This window comes from Shewanella sp. CAL98-MNA-CIBAN-0140 (assembly GCF_040309905.1).
GTDB lineage: Bacteria > Pseudomonadota > Gammaproteobacteria > Enterobacterales > Shewanellaceae > Shewanella > Shewanella psychromarinicola.
In genome coordinates this window covers 62372-82204 of the sequence record NZ_JBEOPI010000017.1, presented here as the reverse complement: position 1 = coordinate 82204, position 19833 = coordinate 62372, and the positions used below count along the sequence as shown (strand labels likewise).

Sequence of the window (19833 nt, the reverse complement as noted above, 5' to 3'; positions counted from 1 at the left end):
GTCACTAGTTAGCCACAATACTTAATAGTTTACCAGGCACGTAAATTACCTTACGAACCGTTAACCCTTCAGTGTGCTTTTGCACATGTTCATCACTCATGCCTAAGGCTTCAACATTTTCTTTCGATGCATCGGCAGCGACAGTAATTTTTGCACGCACTTTACCGTTAACTTGAACCACAATGAGCTTGCTGTCTTCGACTAATGCTGACTCATCGACTTCTGGCCAACGGCTGTCTTCAATATCACCTTCGTTACCTAACTCATTCCATAACGTAAACGTCATATGCGGAACGATAGGGTAAAGCAAACGCGTTACAGCAGACAATGCTTCAGCAAGCAATGCACGGTCTTGAGCGCTTTCTTGCGATGCTTTGAGTAAATGGTTCATTAGCTCCATTACCGAGGCAACCGCAGTGTTAAACATTTGACGACGCGCAATATCATCACTGACTTTGGCGATGGTCTTATGTAATTCACGGCGCAATGCTTTTTGATTAGCATTTAATTTGCTGACATCTAGTGCTTCAGTTTTACCTGCGGCAACATGATCGCTGGCCAATTTCCAGAAACGTTTGATGAAGCGATGTGCGCCTTCAACGCCAGACTCTTGCCATTCTAGAGTTAATTCTGGTGGCGAGGCAAACATCATGAATAAACGGACTGTGTCAGCACCGTATTTTTCGACCATGACTTGTGGGTCAATGCCGTTATTCTTCGACTTAGACATCTTGCTCATGCCGGTATAAACCAGTTCATGACCTTGATTGTCGACAGCTTTGATAATGCGGCCTTTGTCGTCTTTTTCTACCACAGTCACTTCTAAAGGTGATACCCACACTCGGGCACCTTTTTCGTTGTTGTAGTAGTAAGCATCGGCTAAAACCATGCCTTGAGTCAGTAATTGTTTTGCGGGCTCATCACTGTTGACTAAGCCAGCATCACGTAGCAACTTATGGAAGAAGCGGAAATACAATAAATGCATGCAAGCATGTTCGATACCACCAATATATTGATCTACCGGTAACCAGTAGTTAGCTTTGGCTGGATCTAACATTTCATCGGCATGAGGACTACAGTAACGCGCGTAATACCAAGATGATTCCATAAAGGTATCAAAGGTATCTGTTTCGCGCATTGCAGGCTGACCATTGACTGTGGTTTCTGCCCAAGCTTTATCAGCTTTGATCGGACTTTGAATACCGTCCATCACCACATCTTCAGGCAGAATGACCGGTAGTTGATCTTCTGGCGTAGGGATAACGGTGCCGTCTGCTAAGGTCACCATCGGGATCGGTGCCCCCCAGTAACGTTGACGAGATACACCCCAATCGCGTAAACGGTAGTTGACTTGACGTTTGCCTTTGCCTTCTGCGGTTAATTTAGTATCAATGGCTTCAAAGGCGGCTTTGAAATCTAAACCGTCTAGCTCAGGAAAAGCATCACCTGAGTTAAATACCACCCCTTTTTCAATATAGGCTTCTTTGCTGATGTCCAATTCGCCTTCAACAGGCTTGATCACCGCTTCGATAGCGAGCTGGTATTTAAGCGCAAATTCATAATCGCGTTGATCATGAGCGGGGACCGACATTACTGCGCCCGTGCCATAATTCATTAATACAAAGTTAGCCACCCAAATAGGGACCAATTTACCAGAAATAGGGTGAATAGCCTGAAGACCGGTTGCTACGCCTTTTTTCTCCATCGAAGCCATCGCCGCTTCAGTGGTATCAGCATTTTTGCATTCTTCTATAAATGCGGCTAACTGAGGATTATTCAGCGCCGATTGTTCCGCTAACGGATGACCCGCAGCAATAGCAACGTAGGTCACGCCCATTAAGGTATCTGGACGAGTGGTATAGATATCAAAGGTGGCGTTACTGTCAGCTACGGCAAAGGTCATTTCAATCCCTTCGCTGCGGCCAATCCAGTTACGTTGCATGGCTTTAACCTGTTCAGGCCAGCCATCTAACGTGTCGAGATCGTTAAGCAGTTCTTCAGCGTAATCAGTGATTTTAATAAACCACTGAGGAATTTCTTTCTGAATGACTTCAGTATCACAACGCCAACAACAACCGTCTTGCACTTGTTCATTTGCCAGTACGGTTTCATCATTTGGACACCAGTTTACTGATGAGGTTTTTTTATACACTAAGCCTTTTTCAAACAACTGAGTGAAAAACCATTGCTCCCAACGATAGTACTCCGGGGTACACGTAGCGATTTCACGACTCCAATCATAACCAAAACCTAATAATTTAAGTTGGTTCTTCATATAGTCGATATTTTCGTATGTCCACGGTGCAGGAGAGGTCTTGTTATTGATCGCGGCATTTTCTGCAGGCAGACCAAATGAGTCCCAACCAATCGGTTGCAAAACATTTTTACCTTGCAAACGTTGATATCGTGCTACAACATCGCCTATGGTGTAGTTACGGACGTGGCCCATGTGGAGACGACCTGAAGGATACGGAAACATTGAAAGACAATAGAATTTCTCTTTGCTTTCATCTTCAGTGACTTCAAAGGTTTTATGTTCGTGCCAGTGCTTTTGCACTAAGGCTTCAATTTCTGAGGGATTATATTGTTCTTGCATCAATCTATTTCCGGCCATGCCGCCTATTGTTTGATCTAACGCTCAGCAGCGCGATTTATAACTGCATAGAATAAACCAGAAGTGATCTATTAAAAAGGTGCGTATTAAGGAGTATTAATTATGAGTGGAAAAAGTTCAGCACTATTAGCCTTATATCAGTCACTATTCGAACAGGTGAAAGCCACGTTTGATCAAGATAACTCATTGACAGCTAAGAGTTTGTTTAAGTCGGTAACCCAAGGGAAAGAGTACTTGGCACTTAAATCTCATTCAGATGAAGAAGAGTTAGAATTAGTCGAAGAATTTTTAAAGCGTGACATTGCAGCCTTCTTAAATGAGGAAAATGCCGATAATTTGAGTTTTAGCCCGATGGTCATTGGGATTGAGAATACATTATGGCAGTGGTTAAGCCAGATAACCGATCGTAGTCAAGTGGAATGGCATGAACTATTACAAGATTTTAAACATCGTGGTGTTTATAAGTCTGGAGAAATCATTAACCAAGGTATATTGATCTGTAATAAGTGTGGTCACCAAATGCAAATCGATTTCCCTGGGGTCATCCCCGATTGTCCACAATGTGATTATAATGAGTTTTCACGGGAGCCATTAACGCCATAGTGGGTAACTGAGCTCAACTCTGGATAAAAAGCGGTAATCGGACCGCTTTTGTCCCGAGCTCGAAGTAGCTTAACCTGCAAGATCCACCCTATCGCTAGGTAAACTCGCCTTGTATACACAGTGATACGTAATTTTCATATGCTTGACTGGAAAAAGTTAACTCGAAACAGACTGCTTTTGATTAACTTTTTCCCATACCCTTATCCCAAATGAGGTTCGAGATTAAAATTCGACTCGGTAACGGCAATGGCTACCGCTACTAATACCTACCATCTCATCATATGCCGTTTGAATTTCTATTATGGCGTAATTAATGCCTTGTTGTTTCAATAGGTTTTCAGCTTGTTTGATTGAGTTAAGACTGAGTAAAACGCCAGCTTTGTTGCGGGCGCTTTGAAAACTGCCATTTTCGTCTTTAATACCAAGTAAGTAATGATTGGAGTCGGCATAGCTAATAATCGTCGGGTGTTTAGCTTGTTGGGATATGGCTAACTTGATTTCAGATAATTGCATAATAACCTCCTGTAGTTGTTTATCAGAAGCAGTACGATGCAAACTCAAAGGTAGTTCAATTTTTAAACAAGAAAAGGTCTTTAAAATGACGTTATTTTAGCAATAGCTTAATATAATTTGATATTGAGGTGTTGTGGCACCGTTGGCGGCTCAAGGGTATAAAAAGTAGCCGTTATCATTGTTGACTTGGACATTATCATCTTGGTTATATCCAAGTAACAGCAATTTATTGATATTGAAAGGTAAAATTATTCTCAGCAACAATCCATCGTTCGATGTCAGGGTTATCTACATCACCCGGTCTTAACCGCGTTTCAAGTACCCCCTCGTTGTCGATATCGATATCAATATCGATTAATTCATCGCGGTTTGTTTGCCTTGCACTTGTAAGTGCGTCATGTTGAACGGGCATATAGCAGACAATTGCGGGTTTTAACACTGGCCGTCACGCCAGATTATCTGCCTTGTCGAGCATGGGTACTGAGCCTAATAAATGTAGGCGCGGCGACAATCGCTAACATAACGACAATGATGACCTCACCCCATGCAATTAGGCTAAATCTTGTGAAAGCGTCTTTTTTGAGTTGGATCAATTGCCCGTTATTTACGTAAGTAGTTTCTTACACCCAATAACAGTAATAAGCTGCACAGTATCAGCAAGGGGAATTGACCTATTTTTCTGAACCAAGTTTCACCTTGATAAAGGGCAACGTTGGTCACTAAGACACCCGTTTCAAACTGAGGGATTGCATCGGTAATTCGCCCGTGCGGATCGACCACTGCAGTAATGCCATTATTGGTCGCCCTCAGTAACGGTTTACCCATTTCAATCGCGCGCATTTGGGCGATTTCCATGTGTTGTAATGGCCCATTAGAGGCGCCAAACCAAGCGTCGTTTGATACCGTGAGCAGCATATCGGTTTCGTCGGTAACACTGGCTCTTACTTGCTCTGGAAAGACAATTTCGTAGCAAATTGCAGGCGCAATATGGTAACCCAGCGCAGTTAAATTAGCTTGAGTGTAGCCACCTCGCTGGAATGATGACATAGGTAAATTAAAAAACGGTGCAATAGGGCGCAATAAATCACCTAACGGCACAAACTCACCTATAGGCAATAAATGATGCTTTTTATACTCATTGCTGCCATCAATGACATAATCAGCACTTTGCTGCTGCTTCAGATGATGATTACCTAAAACGATTAATGAGTTATAAAAGTCTTTTTGCTGGTGGCTAATAATGCCGGTAATTATCGCCGTGTTATTGATATTGGCGACTTGATTGGCATTGATTAAAAAGTCTTCCACCATGGCTTCTGGCGCTGGAATAGCGGCTTCTGGCCAAATGATGATATCGACACTCGAGGCGTCATCAAACTGGCTACGGGTTAAATCCATGTATTTAAGCATAGTCGGCCACAATGCATCGGGTTCCCACTTCATGCTTTGGGCAATATTACCCTGCACTAAGGCGACTTTGACTGATTTCCCAGAGGTGGAAATTGGATTTACTTGTGGTGCCACCCATGCAAGCAGTGCCAACGTAGGTAAAATAAGCAGTATCGGTATTATCCGCTTTTGGCTTAATAGCAGCAGTGAGCCAGCAACTAAAGCCACCACAAAACTCAGTCCCAACGCACCAATAAAGCTGGCAAATTCGCTCAGAGGTCCTAATGTTTGGCTATAGCCAGCCCAAATCCAAGGAAAACCCGTGAGTATCCAGCCTCGTAACCATTCGGTGAGGACCCATAATCCAGGGAATAGCCCAAGATAGGTTATGTAAGGGTTTAACGTATGTTTTGATGTGCGGGATAACTTACTGAGCAAGTATCCACAAATGGCGGGATAAATGGCAAGATAAAGTGCCAGTAAAGCCATTAAAGTTATCGACACAACAATAGGCATGCCACCAAAAGTGTCAATACTGACATGGACCCAGCTAATACCAATAGCAAAACAGCCAAAACCGAAACTAAGCCAATAATACAAACTTTGTTTAGCGGTTAAGGTTTGGCTTTGCCATAAGGCAAAACTGAGTGCCAACGGAAATATGGCCCACATTTCATAAGGCGCAAACGATAATGCCGTACTGGCGCCAGCAAAAAATGCCATCACCAGACGGGCAATACTCAAAGGAGAGTATAAGGGTTGAGTTTTTAGCACGATTTAGTCGTTGAGTTCTTCACTAATATTTGGGTCTGGGAGTTTAACACGAAGTTGCACCAAGCGGCGGTTATCAGCATTAATGACTTTGAACTCAATATTGCTGATGACAATGCTTTCATTACGTTCAGGTAAGTGACCAAATGCATGGGACACCATACCTCCCACAGTATCAAACTCTTCATCACTAAACGCGGTGCCACACGCTTCGTTGAAGTCTTCGATTTCAGTGAGCGCTTTCACCATAAACACAGTATTACTGAGCTTTTTAATTTCAGTGTCTTCAACTGAATTGTGGTCGAATTCATCTTCAATTTCGCCGACGATTTCTTCCAGAATATCTTCAATAGTGACTAAGCCTGATACCCCGCCATATTCATCAACAACAATGGCCATGTGATAACGTTGTGAGCGGAATTCTTTGAGTAGCACATCGACTCTTTTACTTTCAGGAACGACCACTGCAGGTCGAATAACCTGGGCAAGAGTGAAAGATTCATCAGATTGTTTAAAACCGTATTTGATCAAATCTTTAGCCAGTAAAATGCCTTCAATATGATCTTTATCTTCATTAACAACAGGGAAGCGAGAGTGGCCTGAATCGATGACAATTTTTAAAAATTCATCGACAGTCGAGTCTATTTGAATGGTAACAATTTGCGCTCTTGGGATCATGATGTCGCGCACACGAAGGTCGGAAACCTCTAATACACCTTTAATCATTTCGCGAGTATCTTCAGTAATAAGGTCACGCATTTCTGCACCTGCAATGACGTCAACTAAATCTTCGCGATTTTGAGGTTCGCCCTGAAATAATTGGTTAATTTTATCGAACCAGCTTCTCTTGTGGGCGTTTGTACTCGGGGGGATATCGTCACTCATAATATTTACCTAAACAGGGATATCTATCAGATATAGCTTGTTTATTTATGCTTCCTTATAGGGATTTGTAAAACCTAAGCCTTCAACAAGTTGGGTCTCTAATGACTCCATCTCATCGGCTTCCTCGTCGATAATATGGTCATAACCCAGCAAATGCAAGCAGCCGTGTATGACCATGTGTGCCCAGTGCGCGTTTAGCGGTTTATTTTGCTCAATTGCTTCTTGTTCCACCACTTGCGCGCAGATAACGAGGTCACCTAATAACGGCAATTCAACTTCAGGCGGCGCTTCAAACGGAAATGACAACACGTTAGTCGGCTTATCTTTACCGCGATAGGTTAAATTGAGTTGCTGACTCTCGGCAACCTCAACGATACGAATGGTGAGTTCCACTTCTGGCATCGTTTGCCCCATCGCGGTGCGTACCCAAGTGTCAAACTCTGCTTGAGTCGGTAACCTTGGGTTATCAACTGCAATTTGCAGGTCGAGATCTAATGATATCCCTTGCTGGCTCATTGAGTATGTCCCTCTTTTTCCAGTTGGACACGTTTCTGCTCACGTTCGCGATAAGCTTGTTCTTTTGCGGCTTTTTCAATTTGTTCTTGTTGCTCAAAAGCTTCATAGGCTTCAACAATACGAGCCACTACCGGATGGCGAACCACATCTTGGGCAATAAAGAAATTAAAGCTAATTTCGGACACTTCACTGAGGACTTCAATGGCGTGTCGCAGACCTGACTTTTGGCTACGAGGCAAATCTATTTGGGTAATATCCCCGGTGATCACCGCGCGAGAATTAAACCCAATACGGGTTAAAAACATTTTCATTTGCTCAACGGTGGTGTTTTGGGCTTCATCTAAAATAATAAAGGCGTCATTGAGTGTACGGCCGCGCATGTACGCCAGTGGTGCGACTTCAATCACCCCGCGTTCAATCAGTTTTTCGACTTTTTCAAACCCCATCATCTCAAACAAGGCATCATAGAGTGGGCGTAAATAAGGGTCGACTTTTTGGCTTAAATCGCCCGGTAAAAAACCCAGCTTTTCACCCGCTTCAACCGCGGGGCGAGTTAATAGAATACGACGTACTTCTTGACGTTCATAGGCATCAACCGCTGCTGCTACAGCAAGGTAAGTTTTACCGGTACCGGCAGGGCCAATCCCAAAACTGATGTCGTGACGGGTAATGTTATGCATGTACACACTTTGATTGGGTGTACGAGGTTTAATCACGCCACGTTTGGTTTTTATATGGATGCTACTGTCGTCATTGTCTTGTTCAGCTTCAAGGTGAATGGCTTCTTGAATGGCGAGATGAACGATTTCAGGTTCTAAATCAGGCGTGCTGCCTTTTACGGTTTGGGTTTCAATGTATAACTGACGCAACAAGTTATTGGCATTGAGCACGTTACGTGGCAGACCAATAATAGTGAATTGATTATTTTTATGGATAATCTCAACACCTAATCGGCGTTCGAGTTGTTTGATGTTGTCATCAACTGGGCCACATAATGAGGCTAAACGGCGAGTGTCTGACGGTTCTAGATACACGTTCATGGTGGTGGCTTTAGTGGTCAAATAAGGCTCCAGATTTTGGTCAAGGGCAAAGAATAAGTGCTTAAACATGCCATATTACAATAATAACAGTTTACGAGTCTCTGTATTGAATTACCATAATATGACTCATTTTAGGCAAAATTAAAGGCGGACAAGCCGCCTTTAGTAATGCTTAAGCAACAAACATCAATTACGGCTTAAAGTGAGCAACACCCAATGCGTCATCTTGCTTGTGTTTAGCCATAATATCAGACGGATGTAAACTGCGACGTAAATCCATCTCATCTTCACCTCGGACAAATTCTCCGCGCAATGAGTTGGTATAAACATCAACAATTTTCACATCAACAAAACTGCCGATATGAGTGTGGGCAGCTTCAAAGTTAACCACACGACTGTTTTCAGTACGACCACGAAGCTCCATTGGATTCTTTACCGAAGGACCTTCGACTAAAATACGTTGAACAGTGCCTAGCATATGACGGCTATAACGCATCGCTTGCTGGGTAATACGTTCTTGTAAAATCGCTAAACGCTGCTTCTTTTCTTCATCGCTGACATTGTCAGGCAAATCTGCTGCAGGTGTTCCTGGACGTGCACTGTAGATAAAGCTAAAGCTGTGGTCAAAGGCGACATCTTCAATCAGTTTCATGGTATCAGCGAAATCTTGTTGAGATTCACCTGGGAAACCAATAATAAAGTCTGAGCTGATTTGAATATCAGGACGCGCTTTACGCAGACGACGAATAATCGACTTATATTCAATGGCCATGTGACCGCGTTTCATTTGGGTCAAAATACGGTCTGAACCCGATTGCACCGGTAAATGCAGGAAGCTCACCAATTCAGGTGTGTCTTCATACACATCGATAATGTCTTGGGTAAACTCAATTGGGTGGCTGGTGGTAAAACGCAGACGGTCTATACCATCAATCGAGGCGACTAAGCGCAACAATTCCGCAAAGGTGCAGATTTCATCATCGTGGGTTATCCCGCGATACGCGTTAACGTTTTGGCCAAGCAAGTTGACTTCACGAACGCCTTGGGCGGCTAATTGAGCCACTTCGAGAATAACGTCATCCAATGGACGGCTGACTTCTTCACCACGGGTATAAGGCACCACGCAGAAAGAGCAGTACTTACTGCAACCTTCCATAATGGATACGAATGCCGTTGGACCATCAGCGCGAGGCTCGGGAAGACGATCGAACTTCTCAATTTCTGGGAAACTGATATCAATCACGGCTTTTTCGCCACGTTGAATTTGTTCGATCATCTCAGGTAAGCGATGCAGAGTTTGCGGACCAAAAATAATGTCTACACATTGGGCGCGATCTTTAATTGCCTTACCTTCTTGTGAGGCAACACAACCACCGACCCCAATAATTAAATTAGGATTTTTATCTTTTAAAGATTTCCAACGCCCTAGCTGATGGAACACCTTCTCCTGTGCTTTCTCACGAATAGAGCAAGTATTTAGCAGCAGTACATCTGCTTCGCTTGCGTCGTCTGTCAAGGTATACCCTTGATAATCGTCTAATAAATCAGCCATCTTTGATGAGTCGTACTCATTCATCTGACAGCCCCAGGTTTTTATATGAAGTTTTTTACTCATCAGTGCTCGCCGGTAAACCAAAGTTAAAAAATAGCGCGACATTTTACCTTTTGTCAGGCTGTCTGGCCAGCACTAGTGCAAGTTTCACTCATTTGAATAAAAACTTTGTAATGGCCATGGAGATAGTAATGACTTATCGTTTGAATTAAACGTGATTGATTGAGGCGAGTAAACACCAAATTCAGCAGCCATTTGACGACTTTGCTGTTGAGCATTGACCGCGTTACTCTGGCTTAAGTCACGATTGAAACTCAGCAACATTTCCGTGGTTTGTTCATATAGGGCATAATCAAACATACTACGGTATATCACAGTAATCGTTTCAATAGGGCTGATATTGGTCGCGGCCATATTGGTTGCAGGTATTACTGGTTGGTTTTTTTGACTATTGGCCGACACGTGGGCGGATAATGCCAGTGTGCAAGTTAGTATTGTAACAACCACACCACAACGAATGTAATGGCGTACAGGTAGGTAGTGTAAAGGTTGATGATGGTGACTGTTCATGATGTCCTCTCTTGGTTAAATAAAGTGGATCCATTAATGAGACAGTCTCAGTATAGAGAATAGTTTGCTGGTTAATTTTTATACATGTAAGCGAATGTAGTGAACCGGCGTTATAGCAACATTTATTCACACTTTTGCTATTCTAGGCATGTCTATACACATGTTGCCGTCTCGTTCATTGCCCTGTTGGGCTTAAAGTCATCTCACGATTATGGATGTAAACACAATGCAAGATGCTTCACTCACTTCAACGAATACCTCGGATAACGCGATTGATTATGATGTTGTCGTTGTTGGTGGCGGAATGGTCGGTGCGGCTGCCGCGATTGGCTTAGGTCAGTTAGGGCTCCGTGTCGCGGTGATTGAGTCTCGCCAACCACAACCTTATGATCCAGAGCAACCTTTGGATGTTCGTATATCGGCTATTAGTGTGGCGTCTGAGCAGTTATTAACACGTTTGGGCGTGATGGATAGCTTATTGACCATGCGCCATGCACCTTATACTGGCTTAGAAACATGGGAACTAGATGGCTGCCTTACTGCATTTAGCGCCGAGCAAGTTGGTCAATCGCACTTAGGCTATTTTTTTGAAAACCGATTGATCCAACTGAGTTTATGGCAACAAATCGAGCAAATGGACAATGTCACCTTGTTGTGTCCGCGAAACGTGACCCAATTCTCTCGCTCAAATGATCGTCATCAAGTGAGTATTCAGCTTGATAATGGCGCTACACTCTCGACAACATTACTGATCGGCGCAGATGGGGCTCATTCGCAAGTGCGCCAATGGGCCGGTATTGGTGTGACAGGTTGGGATTATGCTCAATCGGCGATGTTAATTAATATTAGTACTCAAACGCCCCAGCAATCAGTCACTTGGCAGCAGTTTACTCCTGTCGGGCCAAGAAGCTTATTGCCGCTTCCGGGGAATCATGCTTCATTAGTCTGGTATGACGATGCCAACCGAATTAAACAATTATCTCAACTGAATAATGTGCAACTGGCAGAGCAGATCCGCCAGCATTTTCCGTCGCGATTAGACCCTCATTTTACGGTTGATAATCGTGGCAGCTTTCCGTTAACCCGCCGCCACGCACAGCAGTATTATCAAGATAACCTCGTTATTGTTGGTGACGCGGCCCACACGATTAATCCATTAGCTGGCCAAGGGGTTAATATTGGTTTTAAAGATGTCGATGTGCTGGTGGCCCAAGTCGCTAATGCCATTGGCAGTGGTGAAACATGGTGGGACAGGCGCGTGCTAAAGCGATATCAGCAAGCGCGTTATTACGATAATCAATTAATGATGACCGCAATGGATGCCTTTTATGCGGGGTTTAGTAACGATTTACTGCCGTTAAAATTACTGCGCAATGGCGCATTAAAATTGGCAAACATCGACTCACCGCTAAAGCGTAAAGTATTAAAGTACGCCCTTGGACTTAATTAGATATTCTATCGGCTCAATGTGTGGTTTGTGGCCTCGTTGAAGTAATGGAATAAGCATTACTTGAATAAGACGTGGTGAACGGTAAAGTTTGAGTGGCTCTGAGTGATTACATTATGAGTGAAATTGGTATAAAATGCCGCGTTTTGCATCATGTGTATTTTGATGTACGCCATGAAAGGCATTTAGCGACATTGTTCGCTGATAAACTGACTAGGTTGGGATGAGTAACATTAAACTGATTGTTGGGTTGGCAAACCCCGGTGCTGAATACGCACAAACTCGCCATAATGCTGGTGCATGGTATGTGCAAGAACTGGCTCGTCTATGCAACGTATCATTGGTTGTAGACAGTAAATATTTTGGCGTCACTGCCCGCGTAACATTGCATGGAAGAGATGTGCGTTTACTGATCCCAACAACTTTCATGAATTTAAGCGGTAAGTCGGTTGCTGCCTTAGCTAATTTTTTTCGGATCCTGCCTGAAGAAATCTTGGTTGCCCATGATGAGCTTGACATGGACCCTGGCGTGGCTAAATTTAAATTGGGTGGTGGTCATGGGGGACATAATGGCCTAAAAGACATTATCGCCAGCTTAGGAAACGACAAAAATTTTCATCGCTTGCGCATTGGTATTGGCCATCCTGGTGATAAAAATAAAGTTAGCGGCTACGTACTGGGAAGAGCCCCAGCGTTAGAACAAGAACGGATAATTGCTGCGATCGATGAAGCGGTTCGTTCAACCGAGATTTTATTTAAACAAGACATGGCGAAAGCCATGCACAGATTACATACGTTCAAAGCAGAATAAGCCACGCGAGTTTTGTTTTAACACCCTTTCGACATCATTATCCAATAGGATAACTCTACATATATAAAGGTAAGCATATGGGTTTTAAATGCGGCATTGTTGGTCTGCCAAACGTAGGTAAGTCAACGTTGTTTAATGCGCTAACACAAGCAGGTATTGAAGCGGCAAACTTTCCGTTTTGTACCATTGAGCCAAATACCGGAGTGGTACCTGTACCAGACTCTCGTCTTGATGCGTTAGCAGCCATTGTCAAACCTCAACGCGTGTTACCGACTACTATGGAATTTGTCGATATCGCTGGTTTAGTGGCTGGCGCATCGAAAGGTGAAGGTTTAGGCAATAAATTTTTAGCCAATATTCGTGAAACCGACGCAATTGGTCATGTTGTGCGTTGTTTTGAAGATCCGAATATTGTCCACGTAGCGAACAAAATTGATCCTGCTGGCGATATTGAAGTGATTAACACTGAGCTAGCCCTAGCGGATTTAGACGCATGTGAGCGCGCTATTTTTCGTCAAGCCAAACGTGCTAAAGGCGGCGATGGTGATGCAAAATTTGAAATCAGTGTGCTTGAAAAAATGCGTCCAGTATTAGACGAAGCCAAAATGTTACGTTCATTAGCGTTAACCAAAGAAGAATTAGCCGCAGTAGCGTATCTAAACTTCTTAACCCTAAAACCAACCATGTACATTGCTAACGTTGCTGACGATGGATTTGAAAATAACCCTCATCTTGATGTTGTGCTTGCCATTGCGGCAACCGAAAATGCAATCGTTGTGCCTGTTTGTGCCGCGATTGAGTCAGAACTGGCTGAGATGGAAGCCGATGACCGTGACGAGTTCATGGCTGATTTAGGTTTAGAAGAGTCAGGTTTAGATCGCGTGATCCGTGCTGGTTATGAGTTATTAAATCTGCAAACTTACTTTACTGCCGGTGTAAAAGAAGTGCGTGCATGGACAGTACCTATTGGTGCATCAGCACCACAAGCTGCTGGCGTAATCCACACCGATTTTGAACGTGGCTTTATTCGTGCACAGGTTATGGCGTATGAAGATTTTATTACCTACAAAGGTGAAGCTGGCGCCAAAGATGCGGGTAAATTACGTGTAGAAGGTAAAACGTACATTGTTAAAGATGGCGATGTGATGCATTTCTTATTTAACGTATAAGCGTCATTTACGTTAATTTGAAATTTAAAAGGGGCGTAAAGGTGTTTACGCTAAGTTAATAGGGTTTATTTTGTCGATTCGGCATTCAGTTTGGTGAAGTTATAGCCGAACAAGACGAATTGATGAAAATAGCGAAAAAAACCAGTTGACCTAGATAAGCTGAATAAGCATAATACGCCCCGTTCCTCGCCAAGAGGGATTGCAAGAAATAGTGGCAATATAGCTCAGCTGGTTAGAGCACAGCACTCATAATGCTGGGGTCGCAGGTTCAAGTCCCGCTATTGCTACCATCTATTTCTTACCCATCTACTCAAGATGTTAAACTAGAGTGTTGTGCGGGAATGGTGAAATTGGTAGACACGCCAGATTTAGGTTCTGGTGCCGCAAGGTGTGAGAGTTCAAGTCTCTCTTCCCGCACCATTTATTCGAGACGTTGGCTCAGGCTAATGTTTCAAAAAGCTTAATTGGGATATCGCCAAGCGGTAAGGCACTGGGTTTTGATCTCAGCATTCCAAGGTTCGAATCCTTGTATCCCAGCCATCTTTGGCAATGTAGCTCAGCTGGTTAGAGCACAGCACTCATAATGCTGGGGTCGCAGGTTCAAGTCCCGCCATTGCTACCATATTTATTAGGTAGAGTGAGTATTATTTGCGCTAGCTGGTAAAGCCAAAGTTTACTCTGAAATAAAAAGAGTATACTGTAAGTTAAAATTTGATGCGGGAATGGTGGAATTGGTAGACACGCCAGATTTAGGTTCTGGTGCCGCGAGGTGTGAGAGTTCAAGTCTCTCTTTCCGTACCATCAAATTTTAGTTAAATTAAATGGTTTCTCTGCTTTAAAATAAATAGTTGTTATTGGGGTATCGCCAAGCGGTAAGGCACTGGGTTTTGATCTCAGCATTCCCAGGTTCGAATCCTGGTACCCCAGCCAAATTCTGAAAAGCCCGTCTATTAAGACGGGCTTTTTGTTGGATTTTTTTAGATACCAATCACGTTAACCCCAATTGAAGCCTTCAGAGTTGGGTGCAGATCAATGCAGAATCAAACTTTAGCCTGCTGTGAACTCCCGCAAAATGAGTCGATAATTAATACAGTAGGTAAAATTTATCAAGAGTATTTTCCTATCAACACGATTGATTCTATCCGTTATCTATTTTACTTACTGTTCTTGAACCCTCAAGGGACTTCTATCTTGATGGTGGGTTGGCTGCGCCATTACCCGTGAGAGAAGCGTATCGCCGCGACGCTCGTAAAATTGTGGTTATTCGCACGGTTAATGCCCATTTTCATGCACAATCTGCTTGGGTACATAAGCTCAAATCATGGATTGGTGTGTCAGGGGACTGTCCCAAAACAATTGATTACTTGGTTCCGCATGAACAAGAGCTCGCTTTTATCGCTAACCCACCTGAAGATGTCGAGGTCATTCAAATTTTGCTGATGACAATCTTTAAAGCAAATTGTTAGCCAGTACAGATATCGATTTACGTCATGGTTATGGTACTGGCATCGCTGCGGGCAATGCTTTTTACAGACTCAGCAAGCATTTTATGCAACACATTCAGTGCATCAGTTAGATAAACGGCAGTCGTTTGCTTTCAGACAAGAAATGACCGCTTAATGGAACTCATTGTTGGTCTAAGGCCGATATGAGAGAGCTCGTGGACGGTGCATTGATTAAAAGGGCTAAGCCCTAATGACAAGCCAATCAATGCACGTTGAATTGATCGTTTGAACCTTACGGCATGGTTTTACGGGTAATTGCCGGATATCAGTCATTCAATAATGGTTAATGTCTCGTAATGCCGGTTGAGCACCAACCAACAAACAAAAACGCACTCAATTGAGTGCGTTTTTTATGTCAGCGTTAAGCCTAATCGAATAAAGATTAGTGGCGAAACATCGCAGAAATTGACTCTTCGTTACTAACACGACGGATCGCTTCGGCTAATACTGCAGACATGGTCAGCTGAGTCACTTTAGCCACTTTCATCATTTCAGGGCTTAATGGCACAGTGTCTGTGACGATAACTTCATCGATAACAGAATTAGTAATATTTTCAGCCGCATTACCTGAGAATACAGGGTGAGTAGCATAAGCGAACACGCGGTTAGCGCCATGTTCTTTTAATGCTTCTGCAGCCTTACATAAGGTGCCGCCAGTGTCGATCATGTCATCAACAATAATGCAATCACGGCCTTGAACATCACCAATGATGTGCATTACCTGAGCCACGTTTGCCTGTGGGCGACGCTTATCGATAATTGCAAGATCAGTATCATCTAATAGCTTAGCAACTGCACGAGCGCGAACTACACCGCCAATATCAGGAGATACAACAACAGGGTTTTCAAATTTCCTGGCGAGCATGTCTTCAAGTAACACAGGGCTACCGAATACGTTATCAACAGGGACATCAAAGAAACCTTGAATTTGCTCAGCGTGTAAGTCACAAGTCAATACGCGGTCAACACCCACGCTTGACAAGAAATCTGCAACCACTTTCGCTGTAATAGGCACACGTGCACTGCGCACACGGCGGTCTTGACGAGCATATCCGAAGTAAGGAATAACGGCAGTAATACGACCCGCTGATGCACGACGTAATGCGTCAACCATGACAATAAGCTCCATGAGATTATCGTTCGTGGGTGCGCAAGTAGATTGGATAATGAACACATCCGCACCACGTACATTCTCGTTTATTTGAACACTGATTTCACCGTCGCTGAAACGGCCTACAACGGCGTCGCCAAGTTTGCAAAATAAACGGTCGGCAATCTTAGCGGCTAGATTTGGGGTAGCGTTACCAGCAAAGAGCTTGATGTCGGGCACTTTATGAACCTCAGGTGTTTGCTTTACAATTAAAGGCTAGATCAATTTTATGTGTTGTCACTCAAAACTGACCCAGAAGATATTATGTTTTCAGAGTTGCTCAAGCCGTATTTGTAATGGCGACTTATTCATCCCTTTTGCGACAAACCCTCGCATATCAGCCGGTAATTCGGCTAAAGCGTCAAGGGCTTGTTGCGAATGTGTAAATTCCCCGAACACGCATGCGCCTGTTCCGGTCATTCTCGACGGCGCATATTCTACCAGCCAGCTTAAGGCATTGGCAACTTGAGGGTGCCTAGTTGTGACCAGTTTCTGACAGTCATTGGTCCATTTTCGAGTCATTAAGGTGTTTATATCAACTTTCGGGGTGTTGCGGGGCAAATCAGGATCTTGGAAGATATCCTTGGTTGACACATGCACATCCGGCACAATGACTAAGTACCACGACTCTGTTGGTTCTACTGTGATCAACTTTTCTCCTACGCCCTCGGCAAACGCAGATAAACCATTAATAAAAACAGGGACATCCGCACCAAGCGTTAAGCCTATTTCAGCCAGTTTACTGGGTGATAAATTGGTTTTCCATAAGGCATTTAGGGCCACTAATGTGGTTGCAGCATCAGATGAACCGCCCCCTAGACCGCCACCCATAGGTAATAATTTGTCTAACCAGATATGTGCGCCGCCTTCATATTGGGCGTATCTCTGGAGTGATTTTGCGGCTTTAAGAATTAAGTTATCGCTGTCAGCAACAGAATCGCTAATATTTGAATGTAGAACCAAATCAGGTGTGTCGGTAATATGAAAATCAAGATAGTCACAATGGTCAATAAATTGAAACAGAGTTTGTAATTCGTGATAGCCATCGGCTCGCTGGCCAGTAACATGTAAAAATAAATTCAATTTTGCGGGAGCAGGCCAACTTATTGATGCTGATTTGTGTGAGCTCGTGGATGTCATGTTCGTTTCACTACCTTGTTTAATAACCCGCGTAACATTAAGGATTAAACGCTTATTTTGTTCTGGCTGCTACCGCTGTCCATTGATTACTTTGAATCTTAATTTGTACATTTTCACGTTCAATTTTTAACAGCTTAGGCACTAATGCGCCACTTTGATGGTGCCAACTGAGAAAACTGACCGACCAATTTGCTTGGGGATCGTGACTGATTAATTGTTTAATTGTGCCATCAGGATTATAGCTGACAATGTTATCATTATTGCCAATTTGGCCGGTGATCCATAACGGAAGGCTTTCTAGGGGGATTGACCATCCGCTAATCGCTTTCAGTAAATCTTGTGCATTACTGTCACGATATATTTTGCCGTCAACTTCAAGTGTCGCCATCCCCTGATCCGTCTTAAGGGATAATACCGTTGTGCCTAATACAGTTGTTAACCGTAAATCATTGGCTGCCGGTTGATGTAACCAGTATATATTGGTGCTGAATTTGTCTTCAGATGTCTTAACGGCAATTTTACCTTGAAGTTCCCATGCTTTAGCTTGAGCTGCGTTTTTCACCGTTATCGGGATAAAATCGTCAGATGGGGTGACACTACAACCGGCTAATAAAAGCACCGCGGTAATGAAAGCTATATGAAATAAAGAGGCAGATAAACGCAATGGATTGCCTAACAGTGGTTTAAGATTATCTTATGATACTGGGCTTAAGCCATTATGTAAAAATGCTTTTTACAAAATTAATGTGATATTAATGTACTGGTTTACATAATACTTAGGTGAATAAAAAATAAAAATTTAGACATTTATTCGGTTTTGTTAACCCAATTGTGTTTTTAGTTGGTTCAATTCAGTAGAATAGACTAATTAACGTCACCGAAAAGAACTTGATACTGTCAAATGAGCCTAGTAATAATCGGGATAAACCATAAAACCGCCACGGTAGATTTGCGTGAAAAAGTCGCTTTCTCTCCAGACCGCATTCATGACGCAATGAAAAGCTTGGCCAGTCGCACCCGCACGGGTGAGGCCGTTATTGTGTCTACCTGTAACCGAACTGAGCTGTATTGCAATAATGCCAATAAGGAAGACATTATTGAATGGTTAGAGGATTACCATAATTTAGACCATAGTGATTTAATGCCGTGTATCTACGCCTATGAAGAACAAGTTGCCGTCAAGCATTTAATGCGAGTGGCATCGGGTTTAGATTCTCTGGTGTTAGGTGAACCGCAAATTTTGGGACAGGTCAAACAAGCGTTTGTGAAAGCTAAAGAAGCTGGCACCATAGCGTTAACGATTGACCGTTTGTTTCAAAATACCTTTTCTGTGGCTAAAAAAGTGCGCACTGAAACTGAAATCGGTGCCGCAGCCGTCTCTGTTGCTTTTGCGGCAGTCAGCATGGCGAAACATATTTTCTCATCATTGAGCACCACTAAGGTGTTACTCATTGGTGCAGGAGAAACCATTGAGTTAGTTGCCAAGCACCTTAAAGATAACGGTGTCGCTTCTATGGTGGTGGCGAATCGCACTCTCCAACGTGCCCAAGCCATGTGTGAAGAGTTTAATGCAACAGCAATTACCTTAGAACAAATTCCAGACTTTCTCGCTAAAGCCGATATCGTGATATCCTCTACCGCCAGTCCTTTGCCTATTTTAGGTAAAGGCATGGTCGAAAAAGCGCTAAAACAGCGTCGTCATCAACCTATGTTGTTGGTGGATATTGCAGTTCCAAGAGATATTGAAGCCGAAGTCGGTGAGTTAGACGACGCATTCCTTTATACTGTAGACGATCTGCATAGCATAATTGAACAGAACATGGCTTCACGTAAAGAAGCCGCCGAGCAAGCAGAATTAATTACTGAAGATCAATCACACTTGTTCATGGAGTGGATTAAGTCTTTAGAGTCAGTCAACAGTATTCGCGAATATCGCAGCCAGAGCTTGGCGATTAAAGATGAATTAGTTGAGCGTGCCCTGAATAAATTGTCTCAAGGCAGTGATAGTGAACAAGTGATACTAGAGTTAGCTAATAGGCTAACTAATCGTTTGATACACTCACCTACACAAGCGCTCACATCAGCAAGCCGTCAAGGTGATTTGAATACGTTAGGCCAATTAAGAACTGCGCTTGGTTTAGATAAAAACTAAGGTTAG

Annotated in this window: 18 protein-coding genes, 6 tRNA genes and 1 pseudogene; 13 read left to right on the top strand and 12 right to left on the bottom strand. The window is 43.3% G+C overall.

Annotation, left to right across the window (positions count from 1 at the left end; translation table 11 throughout):
- Positions 1 to 4 precede the first annotated feature (4 nt).
- Positions 5 to 2596, bottom strand: a complete 2592-nt coding sequence (gene leuS, locus AAEY93_RS10795) for a leucine--tRNA ligase (RefSeq protein ID WP_351076827.1) — start codon at positions 2594 to 2596, stop codon at positions 5 to 7.
- Between the two features lie 120 nt (positions 2597 to 2716).
- Between leuS and AAEY93_RS10790 the strand changes: the two genes are divergently transcribed.
- Positions 2717 to 3217, top strand: a complete 501-nt coding sequence (locus AAEY93_RS10790; protein WP_124012366.1) for a zinc ribbon-containing protein — start codon at positions 2717 to 2719, stop codon at positions 3215 to 3217.
- Between the two features lie 222 nt (positions 3218 to 3439).
- Here AAEY93_RS10790 and AAEY93_RS10785 read toward each other — a convergent pair whose 3' ends face one another.
- The 8 genes from AAEY93_RS10785 to AAEY93_RS10750 all read right to left on the bottom strand — a co-directional run bounded on the left by AAEY93_RS10785 (position 3440) and on the right by AAEY93_RS10750 (position 10453).
- A complete protein-coding gene (locus tag AAEY93_RS10785) occupies positions 3440 to 3730 on the bottom strand; it encodes a DUF6482 family protein (protein WP_335688076.1) in 291 nt (96 codons plus the stop codon).
- 226 nt (positions 3731 to 3956) lie between these two features.
- Positions 3957 to 4169 carry a hypothetical protein gene (locus AAEY93_RS10780; RefSeq protein ID WP_351076806.1) on the bottom strand — a complete coding sequence of 71 codons (213 nt, stop codon included), beginning with the start codon at positions 4167 to 4169 and terminating at the stop codon, positions 3957 to 3959.
- Positions 4170 to 4330: 161 nt separating this feature from the next.
- Complete coding sequence (gene lnt / locus AAEY93_RS10775; RefSeq protein WP_233768653.1) at positions 4331 to 5842, bottom strand: apolipoprotein N-acyltransferase; 1512 nt, start codon at positions 5840 to 5842, stop codon at positions 4331 to 4333.
- A 54-nt stretch (positions 5843 to 5896) separates the two neighbouring features.
- Positions 5897 to 6775, bottom strand: coding sequence for a CNNM family magnesium/cobalt transport protein CorC (gene corC, locus AAEY93_RS10770; protein ID WP_101034354.1), 879 nt, complete (start codon positions 6773 to 6775; stop codon positions 5897 to 5899).
- A 45-nt stretch (positions 6776 to 6820) separates the two neighbouring features.
- Entirely contained in the window at positions 6821 to 7291 is a 471-nt protein-coding gene (ybeY, locus tag AAEY93_RS10765) for an rRNA maturation RNase YbeY (RefSeq protein WP_124012362.1), read from the bottom strand.
- The gene (locus AAEY93_RS10760; protein ID WP_124012676.1) at positions 7288 to 8352 is read right to left on the bottom strand and encodes a PhoH family protein; all 1065 of its coding nucleotides are present in this window, start codon (positions 8350 to 8352) and stop codon (positions 7288 to 7290) included. The genes ybeY and AAEY93_RS10760 overlap by 4 nt, the downstream gene beginning before the upstream one ends.
- Before the next feature lie 169 nt (positions 8353 to 8521).
- Entirely contained in the window at positions 8522 to 9946 is a 1425-nt protein-coding gene (gene miaB, locus AAEY93_RS10755; protein WP_124012361.1) for a tRNA (N6-isopentenyl adenosine(37)-C2)-methylthiotransferase MiaB, read from the bottom strand.
- 84 nt (positions 9947 to 10030) lie between these two features.
- Positions 10031 to 10453, bottom strand: a complete 423-nt coding sequence (locus AAEY93_RS10750; RefSeq protein ID WP_351076802.1) for a hypothetical protein — start codon at positions 10451 to 10453, stop codon at positions 10031 to 10033.
- A 226-nt stretch (positions 10454 to 10679) separates the two neighbouring features.
- On the opposite strand from AAEY93_RS10750, the gene AAEY93_RS10745 reads away from it, so the two are divergent.
- From AAEY93_RS10745 to AAEY93_RS10695, 11 genes and pseudogenes are all read left to right on the top strand, one after another.
- Positions 10680 to 11903 carry an FAD-dependent monooxygenase gene (locus tag AAEY93_RS10745; protein WP_351076799.1) on the top strand — a complete coding sequence of 408 codons (1224 nt, stop codon included), beginning with the start codon at positions 10680 to 10682 and terminating at the stop codon, positions 11901 to 11903.
- 220 nt (positions 11904 to 12123) lie between these two features.
- Positions 12124 to 12711, top strand: a complete 588-nt coding sequence (gene pth / locus AAEY93_RS10740) for an aminoacyl-tRNA hydrolase (protein ID WP_101034358.1) — start codon at positions 12124 to 12126, stop codon at positions 12709 to 12711.
- Positions 12712 to 12788: 77 nt separating this feature from the next.
- A complete protein-coding gene (gene ychF, locus AAEY93_RS10735) occupies positions 12789 to 13880 on the top strand; it encodes a redox-regulated ATPase YchF (protein ID WP_124012358.1) in 1092 nt (363 codons plus the stop codon).
- A gap of 213 nt (positions 13881 to 14093) precedes the next feature.
- Positions 14094 to 14170, top strand: a tRNA-Met gene (locus tag AAEY93_RS10730).
- A gap of 45 nt (positions 14171 to 14215) precedes the next feature.
- Positions 14216 to 14300, top strand: a tRNA-Leu gene (locus tag AAEY93_RS10725).
- 45 nt (positions 14301 to 14345) lie between these two features.
- Positions 14346 to 14420, top strand: a tRNA-Gln gene (locus AAEY93_RS10720).
- Positions 14421 to 14425: 5 nt separating this feature from the next.
- Positions 14426 to 14502 (top strand) — tRNA-Met (locus AAEY93_RS10715).
- Between the two features lie 94 nt (positions 14503 to 14596).
- Positions 14597 to 14681, top strand: a tRNA-Leu gene (locus tag AAEY93_RS10710).
- A 54-nt stretch (positions 14682 to 14735) separates the two neighbouring features.
- Positions 14736 to 14810 (top strand) — tRNA-Gln (locus tag AAEY93_RS10705).
- Between the two features lie 102 nt (positions 14811 to 14912).
- Complete coding sequence (locus tag AAEY93_RS10700) at positions 14913 to 15104, top strand: hypothetical protein (protein WP_124693470.1); 192 nt, start codon at positions 14913 to 14915, stop codon at positions 15102 to 15104.
- A pseudogene (locus AAEY93_RS10695) lies at positions 15056 to 15456 on the top strand (DUF6363 domain-containing protein); the annotation flags it as partial. The gene AAEY93_RS10700 and the pseudogene AAEY93_RS10695, both read left to right, overlap by 49 nt.
- 311 nt (positions 15457 to 15767) lie before the next feature.
- On the opposite strand, the gene AAEY93_RS10690 reads toward AAEY93_RS10695, so the two are convergent.
- The 3 genes from AAEY93_RS10690 to lolB all read right to left on the bottom strand — a co-directional run bounded on the left by AAEY93_RS10690 (position 15768) and on the right by lolB (position 18339).
- Complete coding sequence (locus AAEY93_RS10690) at positions 15768 to 16715, bottom strand: ribose-phosphate pyrophosphokinase (RefSeq protein ID WP_101034362.1); 948 nt, start codon at positions 16713 to 16715, stop codon at positions 15768 to 15770.
- 90 nt (positions 16716 to 16805) lie between these two features.
- On the bottom strand, positions 16806 to 17675 hold the full coding sequence (ispE, locus tag AAEY93_RS10685) for a 4-(cytidine 5'-diphospho)-2-C-methyl-D-erythritol kinase (protein ID WP_124012357.1): 870 nt from the start codon (positions 17673 to 17675) through the stop codon (positions 16806 to 16808).
- 52 nt (positions 17676 to 17727) lie between these two features.
- A complete protein-coding gene (gene lolB, locus AAEY93_RS10680) occupies positions 17728 to 18339 on the bottom strand; it encodes a lipoprotein insertase outer membrane protein LolB (protein ID WP_101034364.1) in 612 nt (203 codons plus the stop codon).
- Positions 18340 to 18576: 237 nt separating this feature from the next.
- Here lolB and hemA point away from each other — a divergent pair, with 237 nt between their 5' ends.
- Positions 18577 to 19827 (top strand): glutamyl-tRNA reductase, encoded by a 1251-nt coding sequence (gene hemA / locus AAEY93_RS10675; RefSeq protein WP_101034365.1) that lies wholly within the window; start codon positions 18577 to 18579, stop codon positions 19825 to 19827.
- Positions 19828 to 19833 lie beyond the last annotated feature (6 nt).